At 39.3% G+C, this 12,877-nt stretch carries 12 protein-coding genes and 1 pseudogene; 7 read left to right on the top strand and 6 right to left on the bottom strand.

What is annotated here, in order from left to right; genetic code table 11:
* Position 1: 1 nt before the first annotated feature.
* From uca to AC07U8_RS13705, 5 genes and pseudogenes are all read left to right on the top strand, one after another.
* Entirely contained in the window at positions 2 to 3,607 is a 3,606-nt protein-coding gene (gene uca, locus AC07U8_RS13725; protein ID WP_494738068.1) for an urea carboxylase, read from the top strand.
* Between the two features lie 331 nt (positions 3,608 to 3,938).
* Positions 3,939 to 4,064, top strand: a complete 126-nt coding sequence (locus AC07U8_RS13720; RefSeq protein WP_004822754.1) for a hypothetical protein — start codon at positions 3,939 to 3,941, stop codon at positions 4,062 to 4,064.
* 4 nt (positions 4,065 to 4,068) lie between these two features.
* The gene (locus tag AC07U8_RS13715; protein ID WP_314338018.1) at positions 4,069 to 4,503 is read left to right on the top strand and encodes a CopG family ribbon-helix-helix protein; all 435 of its coding nucleotides are present in this window, start codon (positions 4,069 to 4,071) and stop codon (positions 4,501 to 4,503) included.
* 18 nt (positions 4,504 to 4,521) lie between these two features.
* A pseudogene (locus AC07U8_RS13710) lies at positions 4,522 to 4,743 on the top strand (allophanate hydrolase-related protein); the annotation flags it as partial.
* The gene (locus AC07U8_RS13705) at positions 4,740 to 5,762 is read left to right on the top strand and encodes an ABC transporter substrate-binding protein (protein WP_494738067.1); all 1,023 of its coding nucleotides are present in this window, start codon (positions 4,740 to 4,742) and stop codon (positions 5,760 to 5,762) included. The pseudogene AC07U8_RS13710 and the gene AC07U8_RS13705, both read left to right, overlap by 4 nt.
* A gap of 254 nt (positions 5,763 to 6,016) precedes the next feature.
* Here the strand turns inward: AC07U8_RS13705 and AC07U8_RS13700 are convergent, their stop codons facing one another.
* The 6 genes from AC07U8_RS13700 to AC07U8_RS13675 all read right to left on the bottom strand — a co-directional run bounded on the left by AC07U8_RS13700 (position 6,017) and on the right by AC07U8_RS13675 (position 10,838).
* Positions 6,017 to 6,346, bottom strand: coding sequence for a DMT family transporter (locus tag AC07U8_RS13700; RefSeq protein ID WP_096734624.1), 330 nt, complete (start codon positions 6,344 to 6,346; stop codon positions 6,017 to 6,019).
* A 16-nt stretch (positions 6,347 to 6,362) separates the two neighbouring features.
* Complete coding sequence (locus AC07U8_RS13695; protein WP_494738066.1) at positions 6,363 to 7,250, bottom strand: hypothetical protein; 888 nt, start codon at positions 7,248 to 7,250, stop codon at positions 6,363 to 6,365.
* Positions 7,250 to 8,251 (bottom strand): isopenicillin N synthase family dioxygenase, encoded by a 1,002-nt coding sequence (locus tag AC07U8_RS13690; protein WP_494738065.1) that lies wholly within the window; start codon positions 8,249 to 8,251, stop codon positions 7,250 to 7,252. Before AC07U8_RS13690 ends, AC07U8_RS13695 begins: the two co-directional genes overlap by 1 nt.
* Before the next feature lie 77 nt (positions 8,252 to 8,328).
* The gene (locus tag AC07U8_RS13685) at positions 8,329 to 9,210 is read right to left on the bottom strand and encodes an ABC transporter ATP-binding protein (RefSeq protein ID WP_151802539.1); all 882 of its coding nucleotides are present in this window, start codon (positions 9,208 to 9,210) and stop codon (positions 8,329 to 8,331) included.
* Entirely contained in the window at positions 9,210 to 10,154 is a 945-nt protein-coding gene (locus tag AC07U8_RS13680; RefSeq protein WP_151802538.1) for an ABC transporter permease, read from the bottom strand. The genes AC07U8_RS13685 and AC07U8_RS13680 overlap by 1 nt, the downstream gene beginning before the upstream one ends.
* A gap of 450 nt (positions 10,155 to 10,604) precedes the next feature.
* Positions 10,605 to 10,838, bottom strand: a complete 234-nt coding sequence (locus AC07U8_RS13675; RefSeq protein WP_004724652.1) for a hypothetical protein — start codon at positions 10,836 to 10,838, stop codon at positions 10,605 to 10,607.
* Positions 10,839 to 11,115: 277 nt separating this feature from the next.
* Between AC07U8_RS13675 and AC07U8_RS13670 the strand changes: the two genes are divergently transcribed.
* Together AC07U8_RS13670 and rutD are read left to right on the top strand one after the other, a co-directional pair.
* Positions 11,116 to 11,727: a LexA family protein gene (locus AC07U8_RS13670; protein ID WP_096734619.1), complete on the top strand. Its 612-nt coding sequence runs from the start codon at positions 11,116 to 11,118 to the stop codon at positions 11,725 to 11,727.
* A gap of 346 nt (positions 11,728 to 12,073) precedes the next feature.
* Positions 12,074 to 12,874, top strand: coding sequence for a pyrimidine utilization protein D (gene rutD / locus AC07U8_RS13665; RefSeq protein ID WP_494738064.1), 801 nt, complete (start codon positions 12,074 to 12,076; stop codon positions 12,872 to 12,874).
* Positions 12,875 to 12,877: the final 3 nt, after the last annotated feature.

Below are 12,877 nucleotides of genomic sequence, written 5' to 3'. Positions count from 1 at the left end.
TATGTTTAAAAAAGTTCTTATTGCCAATCGTGGTGCAATCGCTTGTCGTGTGATTCGTACACTTAAAAAACTTGGCATCGCTTCCGTTGCTGTTTATTCAGAAGCTGATCAGGATTCTTTACATGTGACTTTAGCCGACGAGGCATTTTGTATTGGTGCTGCACCAGCACAACAAAGTTATTTAAATATTGAAAAAATTCTACAAATTGCCAAGCAAACTGGCGCTGAAGCAATCCATCCGGGTTATGGTTTTTTGTCTGAAAACGCAGAGTTTTGTGACCTATGTGAAAATCAGGGTATTGCCTTTATTGGGCCAACTTCAAGCCAAATGCTGGATTTTGGTCTAAAACATACGGCGCGTGAACTGGCGATTAAAAGCCAAGTGCCACTGCTGCCGGGGAGTTCTTTGCTTTCTGGTGAATCAGAAGCAGTCACCGAAGCAGCACGTATTGGCTATCCTGTGATGTTAAAAAGTACTGCGGGTGGTGGTGGTATCGGTATGCGTTTGGTTTGGGATGAAGCTGAACTCAAAGACGCTTATCAAACCGTTTCGTATTTGGCCCAAGCCAACTTTAAAGATGCAGGTTTGTACTTAGAAAAATTTGTGCAGCATGCTCGACATATTGAAGTGCAAATTTTTGGTGATGGAAAAGGGCAGGTGTTGGCTTTAGGAGAACGCGACTGTTCTGTACAACGTCGTAATCAAAAAGTCATAGAAGAAACACCCGCACCGCATTTAACCGATGAGCAACGTGACTATATTCAAACTGTCGCGATTCAACTGATGCAATCTGTGAATTATCGTTCAGCAGGTACGGTTGAGTTTGTGATGGATACTGAAACCGAGCAGTTCTATTTCTTAGAGGTAAATACCCGTCTACAAGTTGAGCATGGCGTGACAGAACAAGTCTATGCTGTAGATCTGGTTGAATGGATGGTGACTTTGGCCAGTGGCGATTGGTCAGCACCCACTGAAAAATTAGCGTCAAAAGGACATTCGATTCAAGTTCGTTTATATGCGGAAGATCCGATTAAACAATTTCAACCCAGCGCAGGCTTGCTGACCTATGTGCAATTTGATCAGAATGCACGGGTCGAAACATGGGTTGAAACCGGTTCAAATGTATCTTCATTTTATGATCCTATGCTTGCCAAAATCATTGTGACGGCGTCAGATCGAGATGCAGCGATTCAAGCTATGCAATCTAGTCTGGCAGATACACAGATTGCAGGAATCGAAACCAATCTGGAATACCTACAAAATATTATTGCGGGTGAGGTTTTTAATTCAGGGACACAAACCACACGCTTCTTAAACAGCTTTGTATGGAAAACCCAAAAAATTGAGGTTTTACAATCGGGTATTCAAACCGCAATTCAGGATATTACTGGTCGTTTAGGGTACTGGGATGTGGGTGTTCCACCATCGGGTGCAATTGATCCTTTAAGTTTAAATGTCGCCAACCAACTTTTAGGCAATCCTTATAATACTTCTGGATTGGAATGTACCTTACAAGGGCCAAGTTTAAAGTTTCATTGTGATAGTCAAATTGTGATTACTGGTGGCGACATGCCATCTAAACTGGATGGCGTACTGGTTCCAATGTGGCAAACCGTAAATGTTAAAAAAGGTCAGGTGTTAAAGTGTGGAACAATGAGCACTGGATGCCGAAGCTATATTGGGATCAAAGGTGGTTTCCATGTTCCCGAATATTTAGGATCAAAAGCAACTTTTACACTGGGACAGTTTGGTGGGCATGCAGGGCGTAATTTATTAATAGGGGATATGCTTGCGATTACTGAATATTCATCTGATCAAAGCAAAAGTTTAGCCGCAGATCAAATCCCTAAATTTGCGCGTCATTGGGAAATTGCAGTGATGTATGGTCCGCATGGCGCACCAGATTTCTTTACCAAAAACGATATTGATAGATTTTTTAGTAACCAGTTTGAGATTCACTATAATTCCAGTCGTACCGGTATTCGTTTAATTGGCCCAAAACCTGAGTGGGCACGTGAAGATGGCGGTGAAGCAGGTTTACATCCATCAAATATTCATGATAATGCTTATGCAATTGGTGCGATTGATTTTACAGGCGACATGCCGATCATCTTAGGGCCTGATGGTCCAAGCTTAGGTGGTTTTGTTTGTCCAGCAGTGGTGATTCATTCTGAACTTTGGAAAATTGGTCAACTTAAAGCAGGCGATAAAGTTAAATTTATTCCTATCAGTTATGCGCAAGCAAAAGCCTTGGATCAAACATATCATCAAAGTCTTATTGCTTCTGACACAGATGCAGTGAATTTTAATCCTGTATTCCACGCGGAAAATGACACATTAGAAAATGCTGTTTTAGCCACACGCGTAGCACAAGCAAATTTACCGAGTGTGACTTATCGACCTGCGGGGAATAGTTATTTATTAGTTGAATATGGTGATCTGGTTTTAGACTTAAATCTACGTTTCCGTATTCATGCTTTGATGCAATGGGTAAAAGAGCAGAATATCCACGGAATTATTGATCTCACCCCGGGGATTCGTTCATTACAAATTCATTTTGATTCAATTCAAATCGATCAACTTGAGCTCTTGGAAAAACTTCAACACGCGGAAGCGGAATTGCCCGATATACACAATATGCAAGTGCCTTCACGGACCGTGTATTTACCACTGGCATGGGAAGATTCACAAACCCAATTGGCGACTGAGCGCTATACACAAATCGTCCGTCCTGATGCGCCGTGGTGCCCTGATAATATCGAGTTTATTCGTCGTATCAATGGCCTAGCATCAAAGCAAGCGGTAAAAGATGTGGTCTATAGTGCCAATTATCTGGTTATGGGATTGGGTGATGTCTATTTAGGCGCACCGGTTGCCACACCACTTGATCCGCGTCAGCGTTTGGTCACAACAAAATATAACCCTGCAAGAACTTGGACACCAGAAAATGCTGTTGGTATCGGTGGGGCATATATGTGTGTTTATGGTATGGAAGGTCCTGGGGGCTATCAATTTGTGGGACGTACCACACAAATGTGGAGTCGCTATCGTAAAAATGCCAATTTTGAAGCTGGCAAACCGTGGTTATTACGCTTCTTTGATCAGGTTAAATTTTATGAGGTTTCAGAAGCAGAATTGCTACAGATGCGCGAAGATTTTAAAGCAGGGCGTTTGCAACTGCGTATTGAAGACGGTGTGCTTAATCTGAAAGAATACAATGATTTCCTTGCTGTAAATCAAGACAGTATTCATGCTTTTAAACAGACCCAACAAGCCAACTTTGAAGCAGAGCGCCGTCGTTGGCATGCCGCAGGTTTACAAGAATATGTATCTGAAAGTTTAGATACTGTAGAGGATGGTGAAGCGGTCAGTATTCCCGAAGGTGGTTGTGCAGTTGAATCCCATATGCCGGGTTCAATTTGGAAAATCGAATGTGCTTCTGGAGATATTGTTGAAGAAGGTGCAACCCTTGCGGTGATTGAAGCGATGAAAATTGAAATTCCGATTGTTGCACCTGAACGGATGAAGGTAGAAGCCATCACCATTGAAAAAGGCCAGACGGTTAAGACTGGACAGGTGTTGTTTACCTTGGCACCTGTAGCCTAATAAAAATCAACAAAGGAGCATCAGTGATGATGCTCCTTTTCTATTTTAAACATAGATTTAATTTTTTCTATTTGCTTTACAGCCATAATTCGATGAAGTGTTATAAGTTATAAAGACTTAGCCGATTAAAATTAAAATTGCAAAGGCTTTACTGTTAAACCTATATAACGCTTCGCGCTATGCTTGTGCATTTAATTTGTTTTTGCCCAAAAATCATCCATAAATACACGCTAAAACCAGCAAAAACTTGGTTAAAAACTGGCACATTTTCTGCATTGTTATATCAGTAATACAAAAACCTAATTTGGTAATACTGAGATGGAGTTGTGCTATGAATCAGGTCAAAACAACAGTTAAAAAAACACATCCGCTTAAAGCATTTTTTGTTGATTTATTCAGTGTACGTGCAGGCCTGTATATCAAACAAAATACTTCAGTCAACAAGCTAAAAGGATAATTTTGTGGCTAAACAAAAGTTGGCTCGAATCAGCATTACTGTACCTGAAGCAACGCTAAATGCACTCGATCAGAAAATTGTTGATCAGCACTACGAAAGTCGCTCTCAAGCGATTGTTGACATGATAAATAAACACCTGATTGCGGAACAGGCGCAAGCAAATGAAGTCATGGTCGGCACTTTGACCATTCTTTATGATGTAGGACAAATGCCACTTCGAAATCAACTGATTGATTTACAACAACAGTTTTTAACACAAGTGATCAGTTCACTGCATATTCAACTTGATCAACAAAAAATCTTACAAGTCATGCTGATGCAAGGGGCGAGTTCTGAGCTTCGGCATATAAGCCAACAATTTACAGCACTCAAGGGTGTGATCAAAGGGCATCTGGAGCTGATGGATGCTGTGATGCCACCAATTCTGCAAAATGATTAAATCGGGAGTCAGGTGATGCCAAGATCAGCCCTGCAATGTGATGCAACAGGAACTTTAATTGAAGTTGCGGTTTGGGATATTCGATTGGCAAATTTTGGAGCAATCGTTGCAGAGCTTCCAGTGTCGTTGCGGCTCGATAATTTACAACTTAAAGATGGCAGTTGGCGAGTATATATACAGTCGCTAAATCACACCAATACACAATTTAAAGGCGAGAAAACCGGGGGAGTTTCTGTATGATCCATAAATCTTTATTATCGGTATCACTATTATCTGCAATGTTGTTCGCTGGTTGTGATAACACGGCAAAAATTCCTGAAGCGAAAGAAGGCTCTCAAACTTCAGCAAATGTTAAACCAATCACCATTGGCTATAGTGATTGGCCCGGTTTTGTGGCGTGGCAGGTTGCGATTGAAAAAGGCTGGCTAAAAGAAGCAGGTCTCAATGTTGAGTTTAAATGGTTTGATTATTCAGCATCACTCTCAGCCTTTTCAGCCAATCAATTAGATGCAGTATTTGTCACCAATGGCGATAACTTGGTGACGGCGTCAGGTGGTACCCAAGGCATGATGATTATGGCGACGGACTATTCTGCGGGCAATGATGTGATTATTGCCAAAGATGGGATCAATAGTATTCAGGATTTAAAAGGTAAATCTGTTGGCGTTGAAAAAGGTTTGGTCGATCACTTGCTCCTTGCAACAGCAATGTCAGATCAAAAAATCCCAATCAATGAAATCAAATTGGTCAATTCTGCCACCAATCAATTACCACAAGTCCTCTCCAGCCCCGATGTTTCAGCGATTGCGGTATGGCAACCTGTTGCAAGTCAAGCATTGAAAGCGGTAGCTGGATCAAAAATCATTTATACCTCGAAGGATAAGCCGGGTTTAATTTATGACACCCTGACCGTAAATATGAGTCATTTAACTGCACATAAAGATGAATGGAAAAAGATCCTTCAAGTGTGGGACAAGACGGTGAAATACATCAATGATCCTGCGACACATGCAGATGCTGTAAAAATTATGGCAATTCGTTCTGGGGTCGATCCAAAACAATACGAAACGATGGTGAATGGTACCCATTTACTTGATTTAGAAGCCAATCAAAAAGTCTTTAGTAAAGGCAATGGCTTTGATTCGATCTATGGCTCGTCGTATCACGTCAATAAATTTAACGTGGAAAATGGGATTTATAAAACCGAACAAAATGTCGATGGTCTGATTTATCCAGCATTGTTACAAGAGCTGAAATAATGTTTTTTAAAAGAGTCGAATAGTTTGAAAAATAGCCTAAGCATGTCTTGGGCTATTTTATTTTAGTTGCAAAAATATTATATAGAGCTTAGTCGCAAATTTTTAAACAGATTTGAATGGAGGCGAACACACCAGAAAGCAAGCAAATCAGTGAAACTTTCATTACAGTATATCTGATTAAAAATCAGAAAGTTAAGTTTAAATTGATTATAAGGGCGTCACTTCAATCACATGAAAAGAGGATTATCCATTGATTATATTTCTGTGCTTTTTGAAAAAAGATGAATAATTAAAATTCCAATAATCATAAAGACCAAACCGATGATTGCAGCTAAATCTAAGTGTTGTTTGTAGTAAAAGAAGCCGACTAAAGACACTAAAATAATACCTGCGCCTGACCAAAGCGCATAAGTAATACCGACAGGAATTGTTTTCATGGTCAGTGATAAAAAATAAATGGCAACCGCATATCCGACCACGGTGATGATCGATGCAGACAACTGGCTAAATCCATCTGAGGCTTTCATGGCAGAAGTCGCGATGACTTCTGCCACAATGGCAATGATTAAATATAAAAAAGACATTGCTTGAAAATATTCCTTATAAGGCTATTTTTGCATGATGGAAAAGGTGATTTTCTTCATGACCAAACCAACTTTGGCTAGCAGTTGAAGTACCCGTCAGTGTTGTAAAGCAAAAATCTGCTTGAAATACATCGAGTGTGAAATATAAACGGCACTGTTCACCATCGATAATTCGCTGTTGTACCAGTGTGTTGCGATCAAGCTGTTGGAAATTTTCAAGATCAATTTTGCTTCCAACTTTGTTGGTGACGGTACTAAGTTCGATGATCTGTTGATCAAAACTGATCGAAACCTCATAGTCTTGGATAGCTTCTAGACTGATCTGTTGCTTTGAAATAGCATCTGTTAACGTCTCAGCGGATTTAAAAGCCTGTTGTATATCGGGATGTCGAGACTTGGCAAAGGCAATAAAATGATCACAAACAATGAAGCCGCCATCCGCAGGATAACTGCTATTTAACTCAGTATTTTCAATTTTAAATAAACGTAATCCAAGATATATGCCACGAGTCGCTTGTTGACGCCAATCCTCAACATAAGCATGGCTCGGTGAAAACTCGAGTATGGCATTGCCAATCGAATACAATTTTGCAGGTTCGGGCCATTGCACATGATTTTGATAATTACTGCTGAGATGCCATGAAAGCAATTGATTTTGAGCATCCCAAAGGGTATCGCCAACCCAACCTTGTCGTTCTAAAACGGGGGTTGATCGAGGGTCTTTTAAGCGTAAATCAATGGTAAATGTCTTGGATTGAAACCAATAGACCAGAGTATTTTCATCAGTTAAACCATTGGCAAAGGTAATGCTCTTACGGCGAAAAGCACCCAATAAATATTGGGGCAATAAGCAGGTTGAATCATCCGTTGGCTTAAGTTGTGTACAGAGTTCTAATAAGTTCATCACGACTCCTCATTTTGGCTTAAACCAAATGAATAAAGCGGGCGGGCATTTTCAAGTTGAATTTCGCCTCGTGCCACTTTTTCTTTGAGATACTGAAAGGTTTGTGCGGTTTGATTAAAAAGATGTTCACCGCCTTTTAAAGGCGCATATTGTGCAGGCTGATCTTTGATCAAAGGCTGAATCACATAGTCATAATCACAAGAAAAGAAAAAGGGGAATGAATAGCGTTCTTCAGACACTTTTTTAACACGATGTTTGGTCGCCAAATATCGACCATTGGATAAAATTTCCATCATATCGCCAATATTCATCACCAATGTATTTTCAAGCAGGGGAATATCAATCCATTGCCCCGTTTTATCAAGCACTTGTAATCCGGGCGCTGTGGGTAATAGCAAAGTAAAACATTCATAATCGGTATGCGCACCGATACCTTCTTTATCCTGAATTTCAGGATGGTAAGGATAATGAATTAGGCGAAGTTGGCTGGGGGCTTTGGAAATATGTGCATCAAAATAATGCTCATCTAGACCGAGTGCCAGTGCAAAACTTTGGAAAATTTCATGTCCAATCGTTTTAATATGTTGATAATAGGCTGAGACTTGTTGCTTAAATATCGGGTCATTTGGCCACTGCGTTGGGCCAATCAAGGGGCGACGATCTGCTTGGCTCTGGTGATCATAATTGACATCATAGGCCTCTTTGAGATCATAACTCGTTTCCACAAAACGTTCTTCACCGATCGGCACATAACCACTATGATTTTCGGATAAGCCAATATAATTCTGCATCTTAAGTGCAGTATCTTGGGCAAAGTATTGCTGTGCAGTGTGATAAAGATTTTGAAATAACGTAGGTTTAAATTGTTGTCCCGTTAAATATAAGAAACCAACATCTTTACATGCCTGATCTAAAGCATGTGCAACTGTGAGTCGATCTTTAAGCTCAGGACTGGAGAGTAGAGAAATGTCCACAAGGGGTAAAACATATGTACTCGACATGAATATCACCAAGGTTGGCCGTCCAACAAAGAACTCAGCGATTTGGGTCGTCCCAAAGGCTATAAAAATGAATCTGCTTATTTATCCGTACTGACTTGGGTCATACGCGGTATTTTGGGTAAGTCTTGTAGTGATGGGTCAAGCTCATCTTCCTGAGCATGGACCAACTGATCCACTCGCGCTCTTAAATGTTGAAAAGCGGGCGTTGCCATTAGATCTAATGAACGCGGGCGTGGTAAATCTACTTCAATAATTTCTTTAATTTCACCGGGATTGGCTTTTAATGCGACAATGCGGTCAGCCAATAAAATGGCTTCATCCATATCATGGGTAACAAAAATAATGGTGATATCAATGTTTTGCCATAAGTCCATTAAGTGTTTTTGCATCTTCTGGCGGGTATGCGGGTCAAGCGCACCAAAAGGTTCATCCATCAATAAGATTTTTGGTTCATTGACCAAAGCTCGTGCTATGGCAACGCGCTGTTTCATTCCACCAGAAAGTTGATGTGGATATTGGTTTTCGTACTTGTCTAAGCCAATAATATTGATCCATTCCCGTGCATGGGCTTCCGCAGTCATTTGGCTGGCACCTTTCATCCGTGGGCCGAACATGACATTTTCTTTAACGGTTTTCCATGGAAACAGGGTATAGCCCTGAAATACCATGCCACGTTCAGGGCTTGGGCCTGTAATAGCTTTGCCATCCACCAAGATCTCACCACTATGGTATGGATCTAAACCTGCAATCACTCGGCTTAAGGTTGATTTTCCGCAACCTGATGGACCGATCACACAAATAAATTCACGCTTATGGATTTTAAGATCCAATTGATTTAAAACGGTTCGTTCAGTTTTACCATGTTTAAATACTTGGCTCAGTCGTTTGGCCTCTAAGATGACAGGGCGTGCATAAATTTTTTGAAAATATTCAGCTGAATTAAAAGTTGAGTCATTCATTATTTTGCTCCTGCTTTCCATGCGAACATACGCTCGCCCAATTTCATTAATAACACGTCACAAACCAGCCCAATCACCCCGATAATCAAGATCGCGGCATAGACATTGTCAAAGTTTTGATAGCGTGCTTGTTGGGTAATAAACCATGTAATACCAGAGGTCGTACCAATCAATTCAGACACAATCAAATAGGTCCACGCCCAACCCAGCAAGACACGTAAATCACGGTAAATGTCTGGAAAAGCCGCAGGAATCACCACATTGAATAGGCTTTTAAGTTTATTGGTTCCAAGGGTATAGCCCGCTTCAATTAAGCCTTTATCGACCATACGTGTCGTATTGGCAATAATTAGGATTTGTTGAAATAGTGTTCCAATTACAATAATCGCAATCTTAGGCGCATCATTGATTCCGAGAATGGCAACAGCAAGCGCGCCAAATGCAGGTGCAGGTAAATAACGGAAAAATTCAACAAACGGTTCTGTAAGCAGCGATATTTTTTGTGAGAAACCACAGAGAATACCCAATGGAATACCAAAAATTGAAGAGATTAAAAAAGCAGAAAAAACGATTTTAATACTGTGCCATAAGCTTTGATGAAACCATGGTGTATCAGGTTGTTCTGGTGGTGTGGTAAATGCAGTAACCAAGGCTTTAGCCACTTCATGTGGTGCGGGTAAGTAAATGGGATTAACTAAAATACCTTGTGGTGGTGCAGAATGGTGATCGACCGCATTTTGTGCCTCACTATAGAACACACTTTTTTCAACACGGCTTCCGACCTGTAAATACGGAACACTACCAGAATCTGTAATTTGCACTTGAGGGTGCCAAATAAAAGGTAAATAACTGACCGCACACCAGAGCAATATAGGGATCAGAAAAGAACACAAGCTGAGTAATAGCTTGTTCTTTTGACCAATTTCCTTTGCGACATAACCCATATTTACCGCCCTCATTTTAGCTTGAGTATTACGATTATTGAAAAACGTAATATTTATTAAGCAAAATAAGTGCCATGAATAAACAGTGCTATTGAATTGATCTGAGTATTTCAGCATCTCGCGAATGTGATACGGATGAATGACCTGTATAGGTGACTGGTAAAGCGCTCAGTAGAAGCTCAATAAAAGGGCAAGACAATCAAGAAACGAAAAAGCAGGAATAAGGAAAAAGGAATAATCAAACAAGAGATCTTAGTCGGTAAGCAGTTGATTCAAAAGTTCAGTGCTTATAACAAACATCTAAACGCAATCGATACTATGATCAATTGAAAATTAAATCGTCGTTGTATCGAGGGGAATACAACGACATTTTAATCACGAAATACATATCAAATCATAAACTTCAGTTGAATATCTAAGCATATCCAATTTTATCAGGTTGGTATCCGCTTAAAGTGGAAGAGGTTCTAAACCTTTAACAATATCACTAAATTCAGAACCATTTAGCCAAAATGATTTCTTTAAAAATAATGTGGTCATGATACTTTCAGCGATATCGCTATTGGTATTTTCACAAAATAAACCATACTGGCTGCCTAACACATTATTGTCTTCAATCAAACGAATATAGTAAGCATGTTGTTCGTCTGCATAACCAAGAATTGCATCACGTTGAGTCGCCATTTTTATGTCTCCACATAGAAAATCAATCAATTAAGTGCTTAAGTGGGATCAGAGAACTTATTCAAAAATATCAATAAATTAACAAGATGTCTGTATTCTAAATTATTGATTTATGATAAGTATATTGATTATCTTTGTCGTCCTTGTTCAAATAGATGTATCAAAACTGATCGATAGAGTTATTGTTATTCAAAAAAAACTTGCCGTCAACTTGAATTTGTAACTTTTTCAAGCTATATTGATTTTACAGGCTTTTATGAAGCATATAGGATAAATAATGTCTAAGAAAGTAGAATTTGAACACGGAGGTGCGAGAGCCAATGCTGGGCGTAAGGCACAGTTTAGTGAGCCGACCAAAGTCATCCGTGTCCCAGAGTCACAAGTCGATTTTATCAAAAACTGGTTACTGAAAAATTTCAAAAACGGCCAGCTTAGTGATTTAACCACTAGCATGAATATCCAAACCATTCAGCCAAAGAATGATAAGGTCTATCAGATTCCACTCGCGACAGAAAGGGTTGCAGCTGGTGTACCATTTTCTGTTCAAGATAGTATAGAACAATCTTTGGATATGAATGAATATTTAATTCGAAATGAAAGTTCGACCTTTATTGTCAAAGCAAACTCACTTTCAATGTTGGATGTTGGTATCGATATCGAAGACCCTTTGATTGTAGATCGTAGTATTTCTGCGAAATCTGGTGATATTGTCATTGCGCGTATTGATAATGATTTTACCGTGAAGCGCTTGATGATTGATAAACAGTTTGATCCACCGAAAGTTTGGTTAAAAGCTGAGAATCCAGAATTTAAAAATATTTATATTGAAGAAGGGCAAGAGTTTGAAATCTGGGGTGTTGTAACCTATAACTTAAAACGGATGCGTTGATTGATTGAAACAATATTTAAGTAAAACGCTGAAGTTGTATGTGTTTTCAAGCAGCATTTTTGTTGCTTTTTTTATGACCAAATTAATGGATTTAAGCAAACATTTAAATTTTAATGTGCAGGACTATTTTTTGATATCCAATTGTCTTAAATAAAAGATTCATTCACAATTGTGTTTAGCTTCCGTCTAAAAGCTATCTATAGCTGCTTAAGCTGTAATCATAAGATAGAAACCCAACTATTCACATTCACCATCAAAACACCTAAAAAAACCAACTTAAACATAACAAGTATTCGGCATATTTTTTGCTGTTATTAAATCAACAAATTGATCAAATGGTAAAACAATGAGCTATCAAATTTTCCCTTGTATCACTCAGCAAGATGCTGAAATTGTCGTCTTATCTTCAGGTTTAGGTGGGCACGCTTCATTTTGGCAACCACAAATTGAAACATTAACCCAATATTTTCAAGTACTTGTTTATGATCAAGAAGGTTGTCATGCGGGTTCTGATGCATTGCCAACATCATACTCAATCAAAAATATGGCCAAACAAATTCTCGATATTCTGCATCAACAACAAATTAAACAATGCCATTTTATTGGACATGCTTTGGGCGCAGTCATCGGGGCAGAATTGGCGGTCTTGGTTCAGAACACAGATATATCATTAACCAGTCTTACTTTTATTAATGCTTGGGATGCGCTTGATCCGCATACACAGAAGTGTTTTCAGGCACGTATGACTTTATTAGAAAATGTAGGTGTTGAAGCTTATATACGGGTACAAGCTTTATTCCTATATCCGCCTGCCTATATCTCAAAACATATTCAAAAAATTCAGGATATTGAAAATTCTGGATTTGATGATTTTCCACCGATCAACAATGTATTGGTACGTATGAATGCATTGATGAATTTTAAAATTTTACCTGAACATGTCGCAGCTTTGGCGAAAACAGATGTGTATTATATTGCCAACAAAGATGATTTTTTAGTGCCATATCAAAAGAGCATCGATCTTAAAAAAGCATTGGGACATGGCGTATTGACACTGTTGGAAACAGGAGCACATGCATCCTCAGTAACGGAGAGTAAGACATTCAATCAGATTTTAATTCAAAATTTAGTAGAAGAGGTTTTATAAACC

It is taken from the genome of Acinetobacter sp. GW821-FHT01E09, assembly GCF_059422385.1.
Note: the sequence above shows the minus strand (reverse complement) of the source record. Positions and strands in the feature narration are given on the sequence as shown.